Genomic DNA, 23,309 nt, shown 5'->3' on the forward strand with positions numbered 1-23,309 from the left:
CTCCTCGTCGAGTGTCGCGTGCGGGCCGTCAGTGGTGGTGGGCGGGGGCGTCAGCGGAAGCGCAGCGCCTTCATCAGGCGCAGGCTGCGGCTCATGAACCGGGCGTACTGCTCGTCGTCCATGCCCAGGGACGGGGCCATCGGGAGGACCCGCTGGTGGGCGACCGTCTGGGCCTCCGTGTACTTGAGGATGCCCTCGGAGCCGTGGCGGCGGCCGAGGCCCGAGTCCTTCATGCCGCCCATCGGGGACTGGACGCTCCCGTAGGCGGGCGCGTAGCCCTCGTTGATGTTGACCGTGCCGGTGCGCAGGCGGGCGGCGACCTCCTGGCCGCGGCGGCCGTTCTTCGTCCAGACCGAGGCGTTGAGGCCGTACGCCGTGCCGTTGGCCCGCTCGATCGCCTCGTCCTCGCTGCTGAAGCGGTAGACCGAGACGACCGGGCCGAAGGTCTCCTCCGCGCAGACGGACATGTCCGTGCCGACCCCGTCGAGGATCGTGGGCTCGAAGAAGTAGGGGCCGATGTCCGGGCGGGCCACACCGCCGGCCACCACCTTCGCGCCCTTCGCGACGGCCTCCTCCACGTGCCGCGTGACGGTCTGCAGCTGGCGCTCGCCGACCAGGGAGCCCATGTCGGCGCCGTACGCCAGGGACGTGCCGAGGCGCATCGCCCTGGTCCGGGCGGCGAAGCGCTCCAGGAAGGCGTCCGCGACCGACTCGTGGACGAAGAGCCGCTCGATGGAGATGCACAGCTGGCCCGCGGAGGAGAAGCAGGCCCGGACGGCACCGGCCGCGGCCTTCTCGATGTCGGCGTCCTCCAGCACCAGCATGGCGTTCTTGCCGCCGAGTTCCAGGGAGACGCCGACCAGCCGGGCGGCGGCCCCCTGGGCGACCTCGCGGCCGGTGCGCGTGGAGCCGGTGAAGGAGACGTAGTCGGCGTGGCGGACGACCTCGGGGCCGACGACCGGGCCCTCGCCGAGGACGACCTGGAAGACCTCGGCGGGCAGGCCGGCCTCGATGAGCAGGTCACGGGCCCACAGCGCGGTCAGGCAGGTCTCCGTGTCGGGCTTCATGACGACCGCGTTGCCCGCGGCGAACGCCGGGAGCGCGTCGCCGACGGAGAGTTCGAGGGGGTAGTTCCAGGGGGCGATCTGGCCGACGACACCGCGCGCGTGGCGCAGTTCGACGACCTTGGTCAGGGTCGGCACGGCGCCGGCGTGCCGCTTGGGGCGGAGGTAGGCCGGGGCCTTGCGGCCGTAGTGGCGGGCGGCGACCGCGACGGCCTGGACCTCCTCGTGGGCGTGCAGCCGGGCCTTGCCGGTCTCCAGCTGGATCAGGTCGAGCACCTCGGCCTGGCGCTCCAGCAGCAGGTCGTGGAAGCGGAGCAGGACGGCGGCGCGCTGCCGTACGGGCGTGCGCTCCCACACGGCCTGGGCGGCCCGGGCCAGTTCGAAGGCCTCGGCCACGTCCTCGGGCGTGGCCTCGGGGAGGTCGGCCAGCTTCTCACCGGTGAACGGCGTGTGGTTGGCGGTCCGGCCGGAGCCGACCACGCCCTTGGTGAGCTGGGCGACCAGCTCGGGGGTCACCACGTCGGCGGCGGTGCGGGCGCCCTCCGGTGCGGGGGCGAGGGGGTTCGTACCGCTTCGTGCCGTGCCGGTCTGTGCCGTGCCGGTCTCTGCCGTCTTCTCGGCGGCCTGCGCGTCCGTCATGAGGCGCAGGGTATGCCCCGGCGCAGCCTTTGGGTACCCGTCGGTAATACGGCTTCACCGACTGCACACACGACGCCAGTGACCACTGGCAACGAACGACCTGATCAGGGCGTTGTGCGGTGGCGCCGGGGATGATTCAGCCTTTTACGATACCGAGCCGGTCCCGGGCGGCCCGGAACAGCGAGGTGCCCTCCCGCTCCTCGGGCCCGCCCGCGGGCATGTCGACGCGCAGTTCGTACATGCGGTCGTCGTCGGTGCGGACCAGCACCCGCAGGGCCCGCCTGCGGTGCTCGCCCCGGTCGTACGTGGTGTCGGCGAGGGCGGAGGCGTAGCCGTGGACGGTGGTGGGGGCGCAGCGCGTCTCGCCCCCGGCCTCGGGTGTCTGCCGGGCCTGCTCCATCGGGGAGGCCGGGGCCCGGTCCCAGAACAGCAGGCGGACCTGGATCGAGCCGCCCCGGTCGTCGCCGTAGAGCACCGTGCGGGGCAGATGGTCGGTGCCGTCGCCGGTCCGGTCGCGGGGGTGGAAGTGGCGCGGGAGGTGGAGGACGGCCGCCATGTCCGGCTCGGGGTGCGGGGTCCAGGCGTCCGTGGAGTCCGCGGCGCGTCCGGCGGCCTCGGCGCTGCCGGTGTCGGCGCTGCCGGTGTCGGGGAACTGGGTGGCCGCCCCCACGCCACCGGCGAGCAGCGCGCCGAGGAGGGCGAGCGGGCCGGGGCGGAGGAGGGTGTGGCGTCGGGAGGGTGCGGGGATGGGTGCCCCGGGGGGTGTGGCTTCCGGGGAGGCAAGCGGTGCCGCCTCCGCTGCCGCGGTCGGTACGGGCTCCTGGCGCGCTGCCGTTCGCGCCTTCCGCCGCGCGGGCGTTTCCGACCGGGGGAAGCGTTCCGCGCGCCCGGTCGCGCCTTGGGCGGAGGTCTCCCCCGTGGCCGGTCCCGCCACCGCCTCCAGTTCCCTCGCCACCTCCTCGGCGTCCGGCCGCTGTTCGGGGTCCGGCACCAGCAGTCGGCCGATCAGCGGCCCGAGCGGTCCGGCCCGTCGCGGTTCGGGCGGCTCGGCGGCGAGGATCGCGGCGGACGTGTCCTCGGGGGTGGCCCGCCGGAACGGGGACGAGCCCTCCACGGCGGTGTACAGCAGCACCCCCAGGGACCACAGGTCGGACGCGGGCCCGGCGATGCGGCCCGACAGCCGCTCGGGGGCGACGAACGCGGGCGCACCGGCGAACTCCCCGCCGTCCGGGCCGTGGTCCGGGGGCGACTCGTCACCCTGGGCGGGGGTGATGCCGAAGTCGGTGAGGACGACGCGGCCGTCCTCGGCGATCAGCACGTTGGACGGCTTCACGTCCCGGTGCACGATGCCCACGGCGTGCGCGGCGCGCAGGGCACCGAGGAGGGCGAGGCCGACTCGGGCGGCTTCACGCGGCTCGACCGGGCCGCGCCGGAGCGTCTCGTGCAGGGACTCGCCGGGCAGCAACTCCATGACGATCCAGGGGAGTCCGTCGAGCATCTCCGTCGCGTCGAGCTCGTCGGGGCCCTGCGGGCCCGGGCGTTCGTCCGGCTGCTCGGCCTCCACGACGACGTCGAGGATGGTGACGGCGGCGGGATGGTCGACCCGGGCGGCGGCGCGGGCCTCGCGATGGAGCCGGTGGGCCGCCCGCCGGTGGCCCTCGTCCTCCGGGTCGCCGGGCAACCGTGGCTGCCTGACGGCGACTTCACGCCGTTCGAGCTCGTCGTGGGCCCGCCATACGGTGCCGGAGGCGCCGGCGCCGATGCGCCCCACCAGCCGGTACCGCCCGCCGACCAGCCGGCCCTGGGCGGCGTCCGGCCCGCCCCCGTCGTTGCTCATGCCCCATCAGTACCCTGCGAAGCGGTTCTGTGTCGACGCGGGGCGGGCCGAGGCCGGTTCAGGTCCCCTTGATGTCCAGATTCGCGATCGCCGTGCGCGCCACCTCACGCCCGCGGTCGGTGAAGTCGCCCTTGCCGGGGTAGCTGACGGTGAGCTTGTACATGTCGCCGCCGGGCTTCTGGAAGTAGAAGACGCGGAGTTCGCGCGGGCGGGGGTCCTGGTTGTCGTCGGTGTCGTACCTGACGGTGTTCTCGGCCGCCTTCTTGCCCCGGTACGTGGTCACCTTGGGGTTGGTCTCGGGGTCCTCCGGCATGTCCAGGTCGTAACTGCCGCTCTCCTTGAACCCGGTGTCGTCGTCGTACATCTCGGCGGCCGCGGAGCCCGCGATGGCCCGGCCGGTGTCCTCCGCCTTCCTGTCGAGGGAGAGGCTGATCCAGATGCTGCCGCTGTAGTCGGTGTACGTGACCCGGTGCCCCCGGTTCGCCTCCGGGTCCGGCACGGTCCGCTGGTAGTCGGCCGGCACCGCCAGCGCGGCGGCGAGTTCCTTCTCCTGGTGGACCTGCCAGCCGTCGGGCAGCGGCCCGGCGAACGGGTCGGCGAGCACCAGGTACGCCGTCACCGCCGCCGCCACGACCGCCGCGCCGAGGCCGGTCCAGACCGTGCGGCCGAAGCGGAGGCGTCTGCTCCCACCGCCGCCCCCGCCCGTGGCCCGCACCGTCTGCGTGGGCTGTGCGGCGGGCGGGTGTGCGGCCGACTCCAGCAGGACCCGCACCCGCGCGGCGTCCGGGCGGCGGGCCGGGTCCTTGTGCAGCAGGCCGTTGATGGCCTCGGCGAGCGGGCCCTGGACGGAGGCGGGCGGCGCGGGTGTGGCGTTGAGGACGGACTGGAGGGTGGCCGGCGTGTTGCTGCGGCGGAACGGCGAGACGCCCTCCGTCGCCGCGTACAGCACGACACCCAGCGACCACAGGTCGCTGGCCGGGCCCGGCCGCTGGCCCAGCACGCGCTCGGGCGCGATGTACTCGGGCGAGCCGACGAAGCCGCCGGTGTCGGTCAGGCTGGTCTCGCCCTCGATCCGGGCGATGCCGAAGTCGGTGAGGACGACCCGGCCGTACCGGCCGAGCAGCACGTTGTCCGGTTTCACGTCGCGGTGCAGGATGCCCGCCGCGTGCGCGGCCTCCAGCGCGCCGAGCACCTCAAGGCCGATCCGGGCCGCCTCGCGAGCGGACAGGGTGCCCTCCTGGAGGGCGTCGCCGAGCGAACGGCCCCGCACCAGCTCCATCACGATCCACGGCTGCCCGTCCACCACCGCCACGTCGTGGACGTCGACGACGGCCGGGTGATCGAGCCGGGCCGCGGCACGGGCCTCACGGCGCATCCGCTCGAAGACGTTGGCACGTTCGCGTTCGGGAAGGTGATCGGGGACGCGGGGTTCCTTGACGGCGACTTCCCGGTCCACCGTCTCGTCCTGCGCCCGCCACACGGTGCCCATGCCGCCGTGACCGAGCTTGCCGATCAGCCGGTACCGACCGGCGATGAGCCGCCCGGCGCCGGGGTCCCCGGTCGTCGTCGCCGGGGCGGCCACCCGGGGCGGCACGACCTGGGTGGGCGTGGCGTACGGGTTCCCCGGCACCGGCGCCTGCGGCTGAGGCGGTTGCAATGCAAAACTCGTCGGCTCGTCGGCCGCGGATCGGGCTCCCCCGTCGTTGCTCATGAGTTCATCCATATCGCGCCAGGCACCCGCGTATCCACCACGGACGCGAGCCGGTCACAGACCCGTGACTTCAGGCCGAGGGTTATGTCCGCTTCAGGGTGCTTCGGGGGTCGCCGACCGGCTCGCGGTGAGGGTGGGGACGGGGGCGGGAGCGCTCGGGGTGGAGGGCCGGGCCGTGGGCGTTCCGGTGACCGAAGGGGCCGGACGGGTGGGCGGGGTGACGCCGTCGCCGTTGCTCTCGTCCCGGAGCAGGGCCGCCGCGGACACCCCCGCGCCCGCCACGGCGGCGACCAGCAGCGCGGCCACGAGCACACGCCGGGTGGGCTGCCGCGTGAAGGGTTCCTCCCGCCGGTACGGGCCGGCCACGCCCACCGGCGGCACCGACGGCCGTGGAGCCGCGGTGTCCGGGGGCCCTCCGCGCGACGCGTCGCGCGCCGCCGGCACGTACCCGGGCGGTGGCGCGAGCGGCGTCCGGCCCGTCGCCCGGAACGTCCGCAGCATCCGCTCCGCCCGGTCCGCGTCCAGGCGCCGGTCCGGGTCCCGTTCCAGCAGGCCCCGCACGACGGGCAGGAGCGGTCCGGCCTGCGGGGGTGGCTGGATGTCGCCGACGACGACCGCGTGCAGGATGCCGCCCAGCGAGTCGCGGTGGAACGGCGACTCACCGCTGAGGGCCGCGCACAGCAGCGCGCCCAGCGACCACAGGTCGGACTCGGGCCCGGTCCTGACCCCGGCCATCCGCTCCGGCGCGGTGTACTCGGGCGAACCCACGAAGGAGCCGTTCTCGGTGAGCGTGGGGGCGCCCTGGACCTGGGCGATGCCGAAGTCGGTGAGCACGACCCGGTCGGTGCCCTCCTCCAGCAGCACGTTCTCGGGCTTGAGGTCGCGGTGCAGCACCCCGGCCGCGTGCGCGGCGCGCAGGGCGCCCAGCAGGTCGATGCCGATGCGCGCGGCCTCGGCGGCGTCGACCGGGCCCTGGCCGGCGATCCGGTCGGCGAGCGACCCGCCCTCGATCAACTCCATGACGATGTAGGGGCGTTCGTCGTCCTCGACGACATCGTGGACGACGATGATGTGCGGGTGGCTCAGCTGGGCCACGGCCCGGGCCTCTCGCAGCGTACGGTCCCGCCGGCGGCGCGCCTGAGCCGTCGAGGGCGTCTCGTCGTAGGGGAGTTCCTTGACGGCCACGCTCCGGCCGAGCAACTGGTCCGTCGCCCGCCAGACCACGCCCATGCCTCCGCGCCCGAGCCTCTCCTCGAGCCGGTAACGGCCCGCGATGACACGCCTGTTGTGCCCCTCGGTCCCCATGCGGCCATGATGCCCCACCGGACGGAACCGCTCCGGGGCGGCGAAACGCGGGTGGCCGAAACAGACGTCCCCCGGCTCAGGGACCGGACGACCCCCGGTCAGGGACCGGACGTCTCCGGGTCAGGGGACCGGACCGCCTCAGGAGGTCTTCTCCTGCCACCCCTGCAGCAGCGCGGTGAACTGCTTGCGCGCCTTCGCCCAGTCCGCCGCTGGAGCCGACATGTAGAGCGCGTACTCGGTGCCGTCACGGGCGACGTACGTCTCCTCGACGGCCCGGCGCGGGCCGGGGAACGGGGTGTCCTTCGCCCGCGCGGTCCAGGTGTACTCCCACAGGGCGCCGTTGCGGTCGCGGTAGACGTTGCGCTCCAGCACGACCCGCCGGTAGTCGGCCAGCCCCTTCAGCTGCTGCTCCAGGTCGAGCTGGTGGGCGTACGGGTCGGCGAAGTCCGGGGAGGTGTCGACGGCGATCCTGACGAACTGCCGTCCGCCGTCCGGTGTGTAGTCGATCTGCCGGAGCTCGCCCTGCGGGCCGAAGGGCTTGCGCTTCCAGCCCTGGGGCAGGTACAGGCTGAAACCGGCCGGGTCGTCGCGGCGGGTCCAGCCGTCCGGGACCGAACTCCCCGCCTTCGCCGAGGGACCCACGGAACCGGACGCGGTACCCGGCGTGCCCCGGGAGTCGTCCCACTGCCGCAGGACCACGGCCGTGCCCCCGCCGACGATGGCCGCGAGCGCGACGACCAGAGCGAGGGTGCGCAGCCGGCGCCGCCGCCCCGGACCGGCCGGCCGACCCGGGCCCGACGACTGTCCGGCGCCGTACGTCTGGGCCGCGCCGTACGTCTGGGCCGCGCCGTACGTCTGGGCCGCGCTGTATGGCTGAGCCCCACCGTATGGCTGGGCCCCGCCGTTCGGCTGCCCTGCGCCGGGCTGCCGATGCGGTCCGTACGGGTGCGGGTCCGTCGCCGTCGGCGCGCCCGGGCGGCCGGCCGCGGCGGAGCCGGTCGCCGCCGTGCCCGTCACGGAGGCCCCGGACGTCGGCGTTCCGCTCGCCGGAGTGCCGGCCGGCGGCGGCAACGGCGTCCCGGTGTGCGAACCCGAGCCGCCCTGACCCGTATCGCTCCCGCCGGTGCCGTTCGAGCCGGTGCCGCTGCGGTGCATGCCCGTGCCGGCCGTGCCCGGACCGCCAAGGCCCTCCCGGTACGGCTGCGGCCCCCCGTACTGCGTCGGCACATACGCCTGCGCCCCGCTCGGCCGCCGCCCCTCCGCCGCCTCGGCCAGCATCTGTTCGGCCTCGGACGGGTCGGGCCGGGTGGCGGGGTCCTTGCGCAGCAGCGCGGTGATGACGGGCGCGAGCGGACCTGCGTACCGGGCCTCGGCGGCCTCCTCCTCGACCACGGCCTGCATGGTCGTCAGCGGCGTGGTGCGGCGGAACGGCGAGCGTCCCTCGACGGCCGTGTACAGCGTCGCGCCGAGCGCCCACAGGTCGGAGGACGGACCGGGGTCATGGCCGCGCACCCGCTCGGGTGCCAGGTAGTCCACCGAGCCGACGACCTCGCCGGTCCGGGTGATGGTCGTGTCGCCCTCGATCTGGGCGATGCCGAAGTCCGTGAGCAGGACCCGTCCGTCGCGGCCGAGCAGGACGTTGCCCGGCTTGATGTCGCGGTGCAGGACACCGGCGGTGTGCGCGGCGCGCAGGGCCCGCAGCACCCACAGTCCGACGCGCGCCGCCTCGCGCGGCTCGACGCGGCCCTCCTCCTTGACCGCGTCGGCCAGTGAGCGGCCCTCGACCAGCTCCATCACGATCCACGGGCGTCCGTCGTGCTCCAGCACGTCGTGCACCGTGACGACGGCCGAGTGGTTGATCCGCGCGGCGGCCCTGGCCTCGGCCCGGGTGCGCGCCAGCAGGATCGCCTGCTCGCTCTCGGAGACGTAGAGGGCGGCCGTCAACTCCTTGATGGCCACCGCACGGTGCAGCACCTCGTCATGCGCACGCCACACCCGGCCCATCCCGCCGCTGCCGATGGCGTCGGCCAGCCGGTAGCGGCCCGCGACGAGCCGGCCCTGCATCTGATTCACGTTGCCCCGCAATGGTCTTGACAGGGTCAGCGTAAGGACCCGCTCCTGCCCAGGGAACAAGCGGGGTGCCACGGTGACCGCACTGTGACGGTTGTCGCCTGCCGGGACGGAGGTGACCAGAGGTGGGGCCAGGACGAACCGGCGGCACGCCCTCCGCTCAACCCGTCACCCGGTAGGTGGCGGCCGCCTGTTCGTAGAACCGCGTCACCTCGTCCCGGTCGGCCTCCGGGCCGCGCACCTGGATCACGTGGTAGCGCCCGTCGACCAGCATCGCCAGGTTGCGCACGTACAGCTCGCCCCCGTCGTCGCCGGTCCACGTGAACTGCCCCTCGGCCATGGTGCGTCCGCCCACCTCGATCGTCTTCAGGCCGGTGGAGGTGGCCCAGCTGGAGTCGCGGTACGGCTGCAACTCGCGCTCCCGCTCCCGCTGGTAGGCCATCGGGTCGCTGCCGTACTCCGACGCCTTGTCCCGGCCCGGTACGACGATGAGCTCGAATTCGCCCTGGGTGTAGACGACCTGGCCGTTGCCGCCCCGCTCGGTGCGGTCCCAGCCCTTGGCGACCGCGACCTGGAAACCGGCCGGGTCCTTGCGCAGCGTGAAGCCGCCGGCGACGTCGGGGCCGGTGGTCTGCGTCTCGGAGGAACCGGCCGACGTCGACGGGCTCTTCTCCGGTGCGGGCGAGGTCTGGTCGGGTCTCGGCTCGCTGCTGGCGTCCGCAGCGGGAGCCCGGCTCGCCTCGCCGGCCGTACCGGTGCGGTCCACGCCCTGCGCGCCGCCGGTGTCCGACTTGGGCATGAAGAGCATGGCGTAGGCGATCGCCGCGGCCATCGCGAGCAGCACCAGCACGAGCAGGGTGCGGCCGAGGCGGTGCGGCGAACGGGACTCCTTGGCCCGCTTGTGCCGCCCGTGGTGCGCGGGCAGCCCGGCCCGCCGCCTGCGCACGAGCTCGCCCCGGCGGCGTACGACGGGCAGCCTGCTGGCGTCGGCCGGGGGCGCCGGGACCACGTGCAGCCCGGCCTCCGGCTCCGGCGCCGAGCGCACCAGCGAGCGCAGCCAGCCGCGAAGTTCCTCGAAGTCCAGGCGCTCGGTGGGGTCCTGCCGCAGCAGCGACTCCACGACCGGCCTGAGCGGCCCGCACTCCTCGGCGTACGCCGGCGGTTCCGCGCACACCATCTGCACCAGCTCGGCCGTCGACTCCTCCGGATAGGGCGCGTGGCCCTGCACCGCGCGGAAGAGCAACGCGCCCAGCGCCCACAGGTCGGTCGAGGGGCCGATGGGCGCCGCCAGCTGCCAGTTCTCGTGCACGGGTCCGGCCTGCTCCGGCGCCCAGCGTTCGGTGACGGGCCCGACGACCGCCATCCGGGCCTGTCGCGCCCGCTCGGCGGCCAGGGCCGTGGCCGGGCCGCGCCGGGGCGCGGGGGTGCCGGCGACCAGATCGTCCCACCGGGTGGGCTCGGCGGTCTCCGGGGCCGGGGGGAGGGCGGCCTGCTCCTGGCCCTGCGGCGCGGGGGCGCCGACGGTTCCGCCGCGGGGCGTGGCGCCGTGCCAGGCGGTGGTGCGGGGCTTGCCGCCCACGCCGTAGGGGTCGGCTATCCGCCCCGGCGGGGACGCGTCGGGCGCCGTGCCCTGCCCGGGGACGTACGGGGAGTGCGCCGCGCCGTTGCCGTGAAGCCCCGGCCCGCCGTCCGGGGCGGGCCGGGCGCCGGGCAGCGCCCGGGTGTTCTGCTGGGCCTCCTGGACCCGTGCGGCGGCCCGGGCACCCGCCCGGTAGGCGGCGATGGCCCCGGCACGCGCGGCCCGGGGGTCGCTGTCGTCCGGACTCCGCCGCGCAGGCACGACCGGTCCACCACCCGCCGTGTCCACCCCGGCCGCAGGCAGTCTCCTGGCCTCCCGCGCCTCTATGGCAGCGCGCCGCGCGGCCTCCGGATCACCCGGGCCGCCGATGCCACCCGGCCCACCGGCACCACCCGGACCAGCAGGGCCGCCCAGGCCGGCGGGGCCGCCCACGCCGTTGGCCAGTCCGGCACCGGGGCCACCGTTTCCGGGCCCCTGGCCGGGTGAGGCTTCCTCGAAGGCCTCAGGCGGCACCGGGTCGTACCCGCACAGCGCCTCCTCCGCCGCGCCCACCGCGAGACCGGTCAGCATGACCCGGCCGTCGTCGCAGACGAGAACCGTCCGGGCGGTGATGTTCCGGTGCACCCAGCCATGGGCGTGCAGCACACGCAGCGCCATGAGCACGTCCGAGGCCACCTCGGCCGCCCGGTACGGCGTCAGCGGCTTCTCGGCGAGCAGCGCCGCCAGCGGTCGCGCGGCCACCAACTCGCTGACGATCCAGAGGGAACCGCCCTCGGCGAACACGTCGAAGACCTGGTCGAGCCGGGGATGGTCGGGGATGGCCGCGGCTGCCTGCGCGGCCTCGACCGCGCGCCGCACCACCGGGTCCGTGGGCCGCCTCACGCCCGGGCGCGCACCGGGCCGCCGCGCTCCCCCGTCACGTGCCGTGAAACCGTCGGGCAGTCCCTCCGCGTCGAGGACCTCCGCCTCGACCACCTCGGGCAACGGCACCTGCCGGACGAGGACTTCCTGTCCGCTGTAGGTGTCGAAGGCCCGGGTCTCGGTGAGTTCGTACTCGTCGGACGGCGGCAGCGGCAGGCGGTAACGGTCGGCGAGAACCCGTCCCGCATAGTCGTCCACGTTGCCTCCCCCGTCGGCCCGGTCGGTCACATCCGTTCGCCCCACGGTCCGTTCCGGCTGCGCACGGTCCGCAAACATTTACGATACGTGCCGCAGGCAACCCGCAATGTGGGGATGACCAGATCTGCCTCCCCAAACCCGGGGCCGCTCATGCTCAGGACTTGGGTTCGAAGGTCTTCGTCAGCGTCCGCCAGGTCTCCTTGCGCAGCCCGCCGTCCCAGCCGGCCGCCTTCGCCGTGTACATCAGCGCGTATCCCTGCCGGTCGTCGACGACGAACCCGCGGTCGATCGTCCGGTACCGGGTACCGCCGTCCGTGTAGGTGAACTCCCAGTCGGCGGTGTTCCAGCCGCGGTAGTCCACCTTCTCTATTCGGATCTTCTTGTACTGCGCGCGCTGCATGTAGCGCTCCTGGTTCTCCCAGTCCGCCACCGGGTCTCCCTTGGGCGTGGAGGTCCAGGCGATGAGCAGCTTCTGCCCGTCGGGGCCGGTGAACCGGTCACCGGCCGCCCCCGTGGACTGGTACTTCCAGCCCTTCGGCAGGCCGATCGAGTACCCCTGGTTCCCCTGGTGCGTCGACTCGGCCGCCGTGCCGTCCCCGCCGGAGGAGCCGCTCCCGGCCGTGGCGCCGGACCCGCTGCCGGGTGTGCTGTTCGAGGCCGGGGCGGAGGGCTCGGGACTCTTCGCACCGTCCGTGCGCGTGCCGTCACTCTCATCACCCTTGGTGTCGCCGCTGCTCGGCGCGGTGGCGACGGTCTTGCCACCGCCCTCACCGGCACCCTGCGAGCCCTTGTCGTCCCCGCTGAGCGCGAGGGCGAGCACGGTGCCGATCACGGCGAGCACCACGACCACCGCGATGATCATCAGCGTCCGCCGCGGCACCACGTCGGTGAGCGGCGCCCGGGGCGCGGGCCTCGGCGGCAGGTCCGGCGGGGACATCACGGGCCACCCCGAACTCCTCGCCGCGGTACCCGTCTTCGTCTCCTTCGCACCGGCTCCGGCGGACGGCGTCGAGGCCGGCGCCCCCGGACTCGACGCCGCCCCGGCGGCCGCGCCCGCGGCCCCGGCTTGCTTCGCCCTGCCGTCCGACCCGCTGGAAGCCTCGGCGGTCCCGGACTCGGCCGGGGCGGCGGCAGCCGACCCCGTCGCGACCTTGCGCACCGAGCGCAGGGCCCCGCGCAGCCGCTCCCCGGCCTCCTCGCCCCGCTTGCCGCCGGAACCGCCCGAACTCCCCTTGTCCGACGACCTGTCCGGCTGCGCGGGCAGCGGCACGACCTTCGTCGCGTCCAGCGGCTCCGCCTTGGCGGGCGCGTGGATGACCGCGTTCAGCATCGCCCGGGCGCCCGCGTCGTCGAGCCGCTGGGCGGGGTCCTTGGTGAGCAGACCGTGGATGACGTCCTTCAGCGGACCCGCGTTCTTGGGCTCCTCCAGCGGCTCGGTCATCACGGCCGTCAGCGTCGCTATGGCCGACCCCTTGTCGTACGGCGGCGCGCCCTCCACCGCCGCGTACAGCAGCCCGCCGAGGGACCACAGGTCGGCCGCCGGGCCCGGCTTGTGCCCGCGGGCCCGCTCCGGGGAGATGTAGGAGGGCGCGCCGACGAGCATGCCGGTCGAGGTGATGGACGGGTCGCCCTCCACCTGGGCGATGCCGAAGTCGGTGAGCACGACCCGGCCGTCCTCGGCGATCAGCACGTTGGACGGCTTCACGTCGCGGTGCAGGATGCCCTCGCGGTGCGCGGACCGCAGCACGTCCAGGACGGCGAGTCCGACCTCCGCGGCGCGCTTCGGTTCGAGGAGACCGTCCTCCCGGATGACCTCGGCGAGCGACTTGCCCTCGACGAGCTCCATGACGATCCAGGGCCGGTCGTCCTCCTGGACCACGTCGTACACCGTCACGGCGCTGTTGTTGCGGATCCGCGCGATGGCCTTGGCCTCGCGCAGCGTCCGGGTGATCAGCCGCCGCTTCTCGTCCTCGTCGATGTTGCCCGGGAACCGCAGTTCCTTGACGGCGACCGTCCGCCCCAGGGTCTCGTCCTGGGCCCGCCAGACCGTGCCCATGCCCCCGCGGCCCAGCACTTTGCCCAGCCGGTAACGCCCCGCGAGGAGACGCTCCTTGGTGTCCTGACGAGTGTCCTGACGAGATGTGCCCGCCCGCTCCGCCTCCGACATGCGTCCCCTCATACAACCCGCCCTGACAGAGCCTCCATTGTCTCTCACCCGACAAGTGCCCAGTGCCCAGGGGGCCCCTGGCGGGACGCCTCACCGGCCCGCCCCACCGGAACCCGCCTGCGGCACGCCCGGCACCTCCCTGCATGATGGGCCCCCGGCACCCGCCGCCCGGGGCCTCTTCGGCCCCGACACCCGAGTACCCCGTTTCCTGACGTCCCCTACACCCGGAGGTTCCGAGACCCGCACACCGGCAGTCCTGAGCCCCCCGTCCCCGACACTCCGACACCTCAACACCCCGGCGCACCAACACCCTCCAACACCCCGGCATACTCGCGCCCCGACGCCCCGACGCCCCGACACCCCGACACCCCGACACCCCGACACCCCGACGCCCCGACACCCCGACCAGGGAGGTGCCCGCATGCCGTCGTTGCGGACGTTGCTGGCCCTGCCCGTGTCCGTGGCCCTGCTCGGGCTGCCGCCCGCCGACTCCTCGGCGTTGTCGGTGCCGCCCACGGACGCCGTGCTGCCGTTGCTGGTGACGCGGGGCCGGGCACCCGCCGCCGCGTCGCTGGCCCGGGAGGGGACCACCACCCGCTACGCCGGGGCCGGGCACGGAATCGCCCGGTCGGACCACTTCCGCGCCGGCAGCATCACGAAGACGTTCATCGCCACCGTCGTGCTGCAACTGGCCGCGGAAGAAAGGCTGTCGCTGTCCGACACGGTGGAGCAGCATCTGCCCGGTCTGGTGCGGGGCGCGGGCAACGACGGCCGCGCGCTGACCCTGCGCTCCCTGCTCACCCACACCAGCGGCCTGTACGACTTCACCGCTGCCACCGACGGAACCGTGCCCGTCACGCCCGATCAGGCCGTGCGCATAGCCCTCACCCACCCTCCGGCCACACCCGGCCGCTTCTCCTACTCGAACACCAACTACGTCCTGCTCGGCATGGTCGTCGAGCAGGTCACCGGCGCCTCGTACGCCACCGAGGCCGAGCGCCGCATCATCACCCCGCTGGGCCTGACAGGCACCTCCTTTCCCGGATCCCGCTCCTCGCTGCCCTCCCCGCACGGCCGCTCCTACGCCGCCGACGGCACCGACGTCACCGATCTCGACCCGCGGGCAGCCGGAGCCGCGGGCGAGATGGTGACCACGCTGGCCGATCTGGACCGCTTCTTCACGGCCCTGCTCGGCGGCCGGCTGCTGCCCCCGCGCTGGCTGCGCGAGATGCTCGACACCCGTGCCGCACACGGCGCGTACGGCCTGGGGCTGTTTCCCGAGAAACTCCCGTGCGGCACGACGGTGTGGGGACACAACGGGCACATATCCGGCAGCTACGTGCGCAGCGCGGCCACCGTCGACGGCCGGCGTGTCCTCACCTTCCGCGTGAACACGGACGGGATAGCCGATCCCGGTCTCGAACCCGCGCTGCTCGCGGCCGAGTTCTGCCCCCGCACCTCTTGAAACGACCGGGCTCCGAACGGAGATCCCGCCCCCCGACACTCGTTCGGGTGATCTGAGGCGGACTCAAACAGGAGGGGACCGGCGGGACCTGGTGCGCGTCACATGGCCGCTGTGACGCCCCGGGGAGCCGTCCCGCCGGGCGGCGCTCCTACAACGGCACGATGTCCGGCGCCCCCAACCGCGCCGCGTCCGCCGTCAGGTCGTCCGGCTGCCGCTGCGACTCCCGCTCGGCCTCCACCCGCTTCTCGTAGTGCTGGACCTCGCGCTCGATCTGGTCCCTGTCCCAGCCGAGGACGGGCGCCATCAGCTCGGCGGCGTCCCGCGCGCTGCGCGTGCCCCGGTCGAAGGTCTCGATCGAGATGCGGGTCCGCCGGGTCAGCACGTCGTCCAAGTGCCGCGCGCCCTCGTGCGACGCCGCGTAGACGATCTCGGCGCGGAGGTAGTCGTCGGCCGCCGGCAGCGGCTCCCCGAGCGACGGGTCATGGGCGATGAGTTCGAGGAGTTCCTCCGTCATCGCCCCGTACCGGTTCAGCAGGTGCTCCACGCGCACCACGTGGAGTCCGGTGCGGGCGGCGATCCGCGCCCGCGCGTTCCACAGCGCCCGGTAGCCCTCGGCGCCCAGCAGCGGCACCTCCTCGGTGACGCACTCGGCGACCCGCATGTCGAGGCCGTGCACCGCCGCGTCCACCGCGTCCTTGGCCATGACCCGGTACGTCGTGTACTTTCCGCCCGCCACGACGACCAGCCCCGGCACCGGGTGGGCCACGGTGTGCTCGCGCGACAGCTTGCTCGTGGCGTCCGACTCACCCGCGAGCAGGGGCCGCAGGCCGGCGTAGACGCCCTGGACGTCGTCCCTGGTGAGGGGCACCGCCAGCACTGAGTTCACATGCTCCAGCAGGTAGTCGATGTCCGCGCTGGAGGCGGCCGGGTGGGCCTTGTCGAGGTCCCAGTCGGTGTCCGTGGTGCCGACGATCCAGTGCCGGCCCCAGGGGATGACGAACAGGACGGACTTCTCCGTGCGCAGGATGAGCCCGGTCGTGGAGTGGATCCGGTCGCGCGGCACGACCAGGTGGATGCCCTTGGACGCCCGGACGTGGAACTGGCCGCGCTCACCGACCATGGCCTGGGTGTCGTCCGTCCACACGCCGGTGGCGTTGACGACCTGCTTGGCGCGGATCTCGTACTCGCCGCCGCCTTCGACGTCCTGCACCTTGGCGCCGACGACCCGCTCGCCCTCGCGCAGGAAGCCCGTCACCCGCGCCCGGTTGGCCGCCTTCGCCCCGTAGGCCACCGCCGTGCGCACCAGTGTCGCGACGTAGCGGGCGTCGTCCATCTGGGCGTCGTAGTACTGCAGCGCCCCGACCAGCGCGTCCTTCTTCAAGCAGGGCGCCACGCGCAGGGCGTGAGAGCGCGTCAGGTGCCGGTGCGTCGGCAGGCCCCGGCCGTGCCCGCGGGCCATGGACATGGCGTCGTACATCGCGACACCCGACCCGGCGTACAGCCGCTCCCAGCCCTTGTGCTGCAGGGGGTACAGGAACGGCACGGGCTTCACCAGGTGTGGGGCGAGCCGCTCCAGCAGCAGGCCGCGCTCCTTCAGGGCCTCCCTGACCAGGGCGAAGTCGAGCATCTCCAGGTAGCGCAGGCCGCCGTGGATCAGCTTGCTGGACCGGCTGGAGGTGCCGGACGCCCAGTCCCGCGCCTCGACCAGGCCGGTGGAAAGACCTCTGGTGACGGCGTCGAGGGCGGTGCCCGCGCCGACCACGCCTGCGCCCACGACCAGCACGTCCAGCTCGCGCTCGGCCATCGATGCGAGTGACTCGGCGCGCTGCGCCGGTCCGAGTGTCGCTGTCCTCACCGCTGCCTCCCGCTCATCGGTCGCGCCGACCGCACCCGTCGGGCGCAGCCCCGTCCGTATCCCCCTGCCCAGATTCTCACCGGGTTGCCCGACTTCAGCCACCACGGGCCCTCAGCCTGTGGACAACGGTCACGGAACACTCACCGAAACTCGGCCGACCAATCCCGCATATCGGTCATATTTACTCCTAGTCTGACATTGCGCTCGCCCGTCCTGTCCACAGGGCTTGCGCACCTGTCCCACTTCGGTTATCGGGAAGGACGGCCACGCCATGCCCGCAGATCTCGCCGTCATCGGACTCGGCCCGTACGGCCTGCCCCTGGCCCAGGCCGCCGTCGCCGCAGGCATCCCCACCCTGGGCTACCGGACCGGCCCGGAGGCCGGCTCGCTGAGCCCCGCCGAGCTGCGCCGGATGCTCTCGGGGGGCTTCCGGCCTGCCACCGACCCGGCCGAGCTGGGCCGGGTCCGCACCGCGGTGCTCTGCCCGCCGACCCCGCCGGGCGCGGACGGCACGCTCGACCTCGGCCAGCTGGAGGCCGCCGCCCGCACCCTGGCGGCGCACCTGCGCCCGCACACCACGGTGATCCTGGAGTCGCCGGTGCGCCCGGGGACGACGGAGGACTTCCTGCGGCCGCTGCTCGAAGAGGGCTCGGGCCTGCGCGCGGGCCGCGACTTCCACCTGGCGTACTCCCCCACTCGCGCCGACCCCGGCAACCGCGACGTCACGCCCGCCACCACCCCGAAGGTCATCGGCGGCCTCACCCCGGCCTGCACCGAGTCGGCCGCCGCGTTCTACGGCAGGCTGACGGACAAGGTGGTACGCGCGCGTGCACCCCGAGAAGCGGAGACCGTGCAGCTGCTGGAGACGAACTACCGGCACGTGAACATCGCCCTCGTCAACGAGATGGCGGTCCTCTGCCATGACCTCGGCGTCGACCTGTGGGACGTCATCCGCTGCGCGGAGACCAAACCGTTCGGCTTCCAGGCCTTCCGCCCGGGCCCGGGCGTGGGCGGCCACTCCGTCCCCCAGGACCTGACCGGCCGGGCCGGCCGCGGCCTGCGCATGGTGGAGCTGGCCCAGCAGGTCAACAGCCGCATGCCCGGCTACGTCGTCCAGCGCGCCGCCACGCTCCTCAACGAGCACGGCAAGTCGGCCCGGGGCGCGCGCGTGCTCCTCCTCGGCGTCACCTACAAGCCCGACCTCGCCGACCTCCAGGGCACCCCGGCACGAGAGATCGCCCAGCGCCTGATGGAACTGGGCGCCGCGGTCAGCTACCACGACCCCCACGTCCCCGCCTGGAGCGTCCTGGACCGCCCCGTCCCCCGCGCGGACTCCCTCTACGAGGCAGCGGCCGACGCGGACCTGACGATCCTGCTCCAGCAGCACCGCACGTACGACCTCCAGGGCCTGTCGGTGAAGGCCCAGCTCCTGCTGGACACGCGGGGAGCGGCCCCGACGGGGGCGGCGCACCGGTTGTGAAGGGGGGCGCGCGAGGTGCGGCAGCCGGGGGACTGCTGGCACGCGGCACCCGGCCCGGTCACCTTACGGAAACAGGCGGAGCCCACCGCAGAGGCCACTGCGGCAGGCTCCTGGATGGATCACGGAGTGTCCGCCCCTAGTTCTCGTGGGGGCGGCCGCTCACCATCCGAAGAACCGGGGCGCCGATCACGGACATCAGCGGCTCACAACCATCCCTCACCGACCGAACGGCCCGAAGGCAACCGTGCGCCCCCTCGCGGCAACAAGCGCCCCGGCCAAGCCACTCGGGCATGCGCAAGGGCCCGGCCGCTCCCCCGAGTGACCAGGCCCTTCTCGACGTGGGACGCCGCGCGGACTACCGCCGGTGCTGCGAGTCCGCCACCGTCACCTCGACGCGCTGGAACTCCTTCAGCTCGCTGTAGCCGGTCGTGGCCATGGCCCGCCGCAGGGCGCCGAAGAGGTTCATCGAACCGTCCGGCGTGTGGGACGGGCCCGTGAGGATCTCCTCCAGCGTGCCGACCGTGCCGAGGGCGACCTTCTTGCCGCGCGGCAGCTCCTCGTTCACCGCCTCCATGCCCCAGTGATGGCCCTTGCCCGGGCCGTCGGTCGCGCGGGCCAGCGGGGAGCCCATCATCACCGCGTCCGCGCCGCAGGCGATCGCCTTGGGCAGGTCGCCGGACCAGCCGACACCGCCGTCCGCGATCACGTGCACGTACCGGCCGCCGGACTCGTCCATGTAGTCGCGGCGGGCCGCGGCGACGTCGGCGACCGCCGTCGCCATGGGGACCTGGATGCCGAGCACGTTGCGCGTGGTGTGCGCGGCGCCGCCGCCGAAGCCGACCAGCACACCGGCCGCGCCGGTGCGCATCAGGTGCAGGGCGGCGGTGTACGTGGCGCAGCCGCCGACGATCACCGGGACGTCCAGCTCGTAGATGAACTGCTTCAGGTTCAGCGGCTCGTGCGAACCGGAGACGTGCTCGGCGGAGACCGTCGTGCCGCGGATGACGAAGATGTCCACGCCCGCGTCCACGACCGCCTTGGAGAACTGGGCGGTGCGCTGCGGGGAGAGCGCGGCGGCGGTGACGACGCCGGAGTCGCGGACCTCCTTGATGCGCTGCCCGATCAGCTCCTCCTTGATGGGGGCCGCGTAGATCTCCTGCAGGCGCCGGGTCGCCGTCTCCGCGTCGAGACCGGTGATCTCGTCGAGCAGCGGCTGCGGGTCCTCGTAGCGGGTCCACAGGCCTTCGAGGTTCAGCACGCCCAGGCCGCCGAGCTCGCCGATGCGGATGGCGGTGGCCGGGGAGACGACCGAGTCCATGGGAGCGGCCAGGAAGGGCAGCTCGAAGCGGTAGGCGTCGATCTGCCAGGCGATCGAGACCTCCTTCGGGTCCCGCGTACGGCGGCTGGGGACGACGGCGATGTCGTCGAAGGCGTACGCCCGGCGGCCGCGCTTGCCGCGCCCGATCTCGATCTCAGTCACGTTGGTGGCCTTTCCCTGATGCGTTTCAGCGTCTTCCAGTATCGCCGACGGGCACGCCGAGGGCGGCCCCGGATGCCCCGGGGCCGCCCTCGGAAGGCCTGGCCGCTACTTGCGGCTGTAGTTCGGCGCCTCGACCGTCATCTGGATGTCGTGCGGGTGGCTCTCCTTTAGGCCCGCCGACGTGATGCGGACGAAGCGGCCCTTGGACTCCATCTCCTCGATGGTGGCCGCGCCCACGTAGCCCATGGTCTGGCGCAGACCGCCGACGAGCTGGTGCAGCACGTTGGCCAGCGGGCCGCGGTAGGGCACCTGGCCCTCGATGCCCTCCGGCACGAGCTTGTCGTCCGAGGCGACCTCGGCCTGGAAGTAGCGGTCCTTCGAGTACGACCGGCCCTGGCCGCGGGACTGCATCGCACCCAGCGAGCCCATGCCGCGGTACGACTTGAACTGCTTGCCGTTGATGAACTGCAGCTCGCCCGGCGACTCCTCGCAGCCCGCGAGGAGGCTGCCCAGCATCACCGTGTCGGCGCCGGCGGCCAGGGCCTTGCCGATGTCGCCGGAGTACTGCAGACCGCCGTCGCCGATCAGCGGGACACCGGCCGGGCGGGCCGCGAGGGACGCCTCGTAGATGGCGGTGACCTGCGGGACACCGATGCCGGCGACGACGCGGGTGGTGCAGATCGAGCCGGGTCCGACACCGACCTTGATGCCGTCGACACCGGCGTCGATCAGCGCCTGGGCGCCGTCGCGCGTGGCGACGTTGCCGCCGATCACGTCGACGTTCACGCTGGACTTGATCTTCGACATCCAGCTGAGGGCGTTGCTGTTGTGGCCGTGCGAGGTGTCGACGACCAGGAAGTCCACACCGGCCGCGGCCAGCGCCTGGGCGCGCTCCAGGGCCTCGGGGCTGGCGCCCACGGCGGCGCCGACGATCAGCCGGCCCTCGGAGTCCTTGGCCGCGTTCGGGTACTGCTCGGCCTTGACGAAGTCCTTGACCGTGATCAGGCCCTTGAGGATGCCCGCGTCGTCGACCAGCGGCAGCTTCTCGATCTTGTGGCGGCGCAGCAGCTCCATGGCGTCGGGGCCGGAGATGCCGACCTTGCCGGTCACCAGGGGCATGGGGGTCATGACCTCGCGCACCTGACGGGTGCGGTCGTTCTCGAAGGCCATGTCGCGGTTGGTGACGATGCCGAGCAGCTTGCCGTTGCCGTCGGTGACGGGGACGCCGCTGATGCGGAACTTGGCGCACAGCGCGTCGGCCTCGCCGAGCGTGGCGTCCGGGTGGACCGTGATCGGGTCGGTGACCATGCCGGACTCGGACCGCTTCACCAGGTCGACCTGGTTGACCTGGTCCTCGATGGACAGGTTGCGGTGCAGGACGCCGACGCCGCCCTGGCGGGCCATCGCGATCGCCATGCGCGACTCGGTGACCTTGTCCATGGCGGCGGACAGCAGCGGGATGTTGACCCGGACGTTGCGGGAGATGCGGGACGAGGTGTCGACCGCGTTGGGGAGCACTTCCGATGCACCCGGCAGCAGCAGCACGTCGTCGTAGGTCAGCCCGAGTGTCGCGAATTTACCGGGCACTCCGTCGACGTTGGCAGTCATGACACCTTCCCCAAATGGCCTTGATCGGTGCGGATGTCCATGCTAACGGGAAGCGGCGCTGTCTCATTCCACGGTTCCGGCCCGCACCGGGCTTCGTATGTTCCTACGGAAGCGGCGCACCGCCTGTTCAACGAAGGGCTGTCGCAGGCCTACTGCTCGGCCAGTGCCCGCAGCCTGCTCAACGCCCTGTGCTGCGCCACCCGGACGGCGCCGGGTGACATTCCCAACATCTGGCCGGTCTCCTCGGCCGTCAGCCCCACCGCGATCCGCAGCAGCAGCAGCTCCCGCTGGTTCTCGGGCAGGTTGGCCAGGAGTTTCTTGGCCCATTCCGCGTCGCTGCTGAGCAGGGCGCGCTCCTCCGGCCCCAGGGAGTCGTCGGGCCGCTCGGGCATCTCGTCGGAGGGGACCGCCGTCGAGCCGGGGTGGCGCATCGCGGCGCGCTGCAGGTCGGCGACCTTGTGGGCGGCGATGGCGAAGACGAACGCCTCGAAGGGGCGCCCGGTGTCCCGGTAGCGCGGCAGGGCGAGGAGCACGGCCACGCAGACCTCCTGGGCGAGGTCCTCCACGAAGTGCCGGGCGTCGCCCGGGAGGCGGGACAACCGGGTGCGGCAGTAGCGCAGCGCCAGGGGGTGGACGTGGGCGAGCAGGTCGTGCGTGGCCTGCTCGTCTCCGTCGACGGCGCGGTGGACGAGCGCGCCGATCGCCCCTTGGGCATGGACCGCCTCGTCGTCGCGCATCGGTCCATGGTGCCCTGCGGCCGCCGGGTCCGCGGCACCGCGCCCGTTGTTGTGCACCGAAGCGTTATGAGCAGGTGCGCCGGAACTCATCCCCTGCGCCCTCCCCTTCCGCTCGACCGACTCGTCCCCGAGGAACTCCACACCCTCAAGGATGCGGCATCCGCGGCGAAACGAGCAGCGGGCACCCGGCGGACCGCCGGTCCACCCCCGCCCACCTGGCGTTCCACGCCCTCACTGCGATCGCTGCGGCCCGCCGGGCCGCTGCCGGGACCTGCCGTTCGGATCGTCCCGGGGACGTGGATCCTCGCCCGCGTCCGCCCGGGCTCTCGACCTCGCCCGGGCCGGGGAAGGAAACCCCCATCGGCGCTGCCGTCGGCCGCCGGCTCCCGCACGCGCGGGTGCGGCTCGCGCGGGGGCATCCGTGTGCCCCCGCTCTCCGGCGCGCGCCGGAGGCCGCGTGCCGAAGCCGGCCCGATCCAAACGACAGGCCCTAGCGCACCAGACCCCATCGGAAGCCGAGCGCCACGGCGTGGGCCCGGTCCGAGGCGCCCAGCTTCTTGAACAGGCGCCGGGCGTGCGTCTTGACCGTGTCCTCGGAGAGGAAGAGCTCGCGGCCGATCTCCGCGTTCGAGCGACCGTGGCTCATGCCTTCGAGCACCTGGATCTCGCGCGCGGTGAGCGTGGGAGCGGCGCCCATCTCGGCCGAGCGCAGCCGACGCGGGGCGAGCCGCCAGGTCGGGTCGGCCAGGGCCTGCGTCACCGTGGCCCGGAGCTCCGCGCGGGAGGCGTCCTTGTGCAGGTAGCCGCGGGCCCCGGCCGCGACCGCGAGGGCCACGCCGTCCAGGTCCTCGGCGACGGTGAGCATGATGATGCGCGCACCGGGGTCGGCGGACAGCAGCCGCCGGACCGTCTCGACGCCGCCCAGTCCGGGCATGCGTACGTCCATCAGAATCAGGTCCGAGCGGTCGGCACCCCAGCGGCGGAGGACTTCCTCGCCGTTGGCTGCCGTCGTCACGCGCTCGACGCCGGGCACGGTCGCGACCGCGCGGCGGAGCGCCTCTCGGGCAAGCGGGGAGTCGTCGCAGACGAGGACGGAAGTCATGGCCGCCCTCCGCAGCTGATGCGCGTCACCTTGAGCCTCCAGGCTGGTACGAAATCGTCACCTGTGCGGTCGACCGTCTCGGACGCCTGCC

The 23,309-nt window shown here is 73.6% G+C and carries 13 protein-coding genes and 1 pseudogene; 2 read left to right on the top strand and 12 right to left on the bottom strand.

Going from position 1 to position 23,309, the window contains the following annotated elements; translation table 11 throughout:
- Positions 1-50: 50 nt before the first annotated feature.
- The 7 genes and pseudogenes from ABTZ58_RS15580 to ABTZ58_RS15610 form a co-directional block, all read right to left on the bottom strand.
- Positions 51-1,703 (bottom strand): succinic semialdehyde dehydrogenase, encoded by a 1,653-nt coding sequence (locus ABTZ58_RS15580; protein ID WP_351355828.1) that lies wholly within the window; start codon positions 1,701-1,703, stop codon positions 51-53.
- Between the two features lie 136 nt (positions 1,704-1,839).
- On the bottom strand, positions 1,840-3,540 hold the full coding sequence (locus tag ABTZ58_RS15585) for a serine/threonine-protein kinase (RefSeq protein ID WP_351355831.1): 1,701 nt from the start codon (positions 3,538-3,540) through the stop codon (positions 1,840-1,842).
- A gap of 58 nt (positions 3,541-3,598) precedes the next feature.
- Positions 3,599-5,251 (bottom strand): serine/threonine-protein kinase, encoded by a 1,653-nt coding sequence (locus ABTZ58_RS15590; protein WP_351355833.1) that lies wholly within the window; start codon positions 5,249-5,251, stop codon positions 3,599-3,601.
- Positions 5,252-5,347: 96 nt separating this feature from the next.
- Positions 5,348-6,556 (bottom strand): annotated as a pseudogene (locus ABTZ58_RS15595) (serine/threonine-protein kinase); the annotation flags it as partial.
- A gap of 138 nt (positions 6,557-6,694) precedes the next feature.
- A complete protein-coding gene (locus ABTZ58_RS15600) occupies positions 6,695-8,620 on the bottom strand; it encodes a serine/threonine-protein kinase (protein WP_351355839.1) in 1,926 nt (641 codons plus the stop codon).
- 166 nt (positions 8,621-8,786) lie between these two features.
- A complete protein-coding gene (locus ABTZ58_RS15605) occupies positions 8,787-11,324 on the bottom strand; it encodes a serine/threonine kinase C-terminal domain-containing protein (RefSeq protein ID WP_351355842.1) in 2,538 nt (845 codons plus the stop codon).
- A gap of 154 nt (positions 11,325-11,478) precedes the next feature.
- Complete coding sequence (locus tag ABTZ58_RS15610; RefSeq protein ID WP_351355845.1) at positions 11,479-13,491, bottom strand: serine/threonine-protein kinase; 2,013 nt, start codon at positions 13,489-13,491, stop codon at positions 11,479-11,481.
- A gap of 421 nt (positions 13,492-13,912) precedes the next feature.
- On the opposite strand from ABTZ58_RS15610, the gene ABTZ58_RS15615 reads away from it, so the two are divergent.
- On the top strand, positions 13,913-14,956 hold the full coding sequence (locus ABTZ58_RS15615) for a serine hydrolase domain-containing protein (RefSeq protein ID WP_351355848.1): 1,044 nt from the start codon (positions 13,913-13,915) through the stop codon (positions 14,954-14,956).
- Positions 14,957-15,104: 148 nt separating this feature from the next.
- Here ABTZ58_RS15615 and ABTZ58_RS15620 read toward each other — a convergent pair whose 3' ends face one another.
- Positions 15,105-16,811: a glycerol-3-phosphate dehydrogenase/oxidase gene (locus ABTZ58_RS15620; protein ID WP_351355851.1), complete on the bottom strand. Its 1,707-nt coding sequence runs from the start codon at positions 16,809-16,811 to the stop codon at positions 15,105-15,107.
- Between the two features lie 271 nt (positions 16,812-17,082).
- Between ABTZ58_RS15620 and ABTZ58_RS15625 the strand changes: the two genes are divergently transcribed.
- The gene (locus ABTZ58_RS15625; RefSeq protein WP_351355854.1) at positions 17,083-18,291 is read left to right on the top strand and encodes a nucleotide sugar dehydrogenase; all 1,209 of its coding nucleotides are present in this window, start codon (positions 17,083-17,085) and stop codon (positions 18,289-18,291) included.
- 355 nt (positions 18,292-18,646) lie between these two features.
- On the opposite strand, the gene ABTZ58_RS15630 is transcribed toward ABTZ58_RS15625, so the two are convergent.
- The 4 genes from ABTZ58_RS15630 to ABTZ58_RS15645 form a co-directional block, all read right to left on the bottom strand.
- A complete protein-coding gene (locus tag ABTZ58_RS15630) occupies positions 18,647-19,771 on the bottom strand; it encodes a GuaB3 family IMP dehydrogenase-related protein (RefSeq protein ID WP_309097240.1) in 1,125 nt (374 codons plus the stop codon).
- A 105-nt stretch (positions 19,772-19,876) separates the two neighbouring features.
- Entirely contained in the window at positions 19,877-21,379 is a 1,503-nt protein-coding gene (guaB, locus tag ABTZ58_RS15635; protein WP_351355857.1) for an IMP dehydrogenase, read from the bottom strand.
- Between the two features lie 149 nt (positions 21,380-21,528).
- Entirely contained in the window at positions 21,529-22,116 is a 588-nt protein-coding gene (locus ABTZ58_RS15640; protein ID WP_030233658.1) for a sigma-70 family RNA polymerase sigma factor, read from the bottom strand.
- A 490-nt stretch (positions 22,117-22,606) separates the two neighbouring features.
- Entirely contained in the window at positions 22,607-23,218 is a 612-nt protein-coding gene (locus ABTZ58_RS15645; RefSeq protein ID WP_003948568.1) for a response regulator transcription factor, read from the bottom strand.
- Positions 23,219-23,309: the final 91 nt, after the last annotated feature.

The organism is Streptomyces sp. NPDC094143 (assembly GCF_040303825.1).
Lineage (GTDB): Bacteria > Actinomycetota > Actinomycetes > Streptomycetales > Streptomycetaceae > Streptomyces.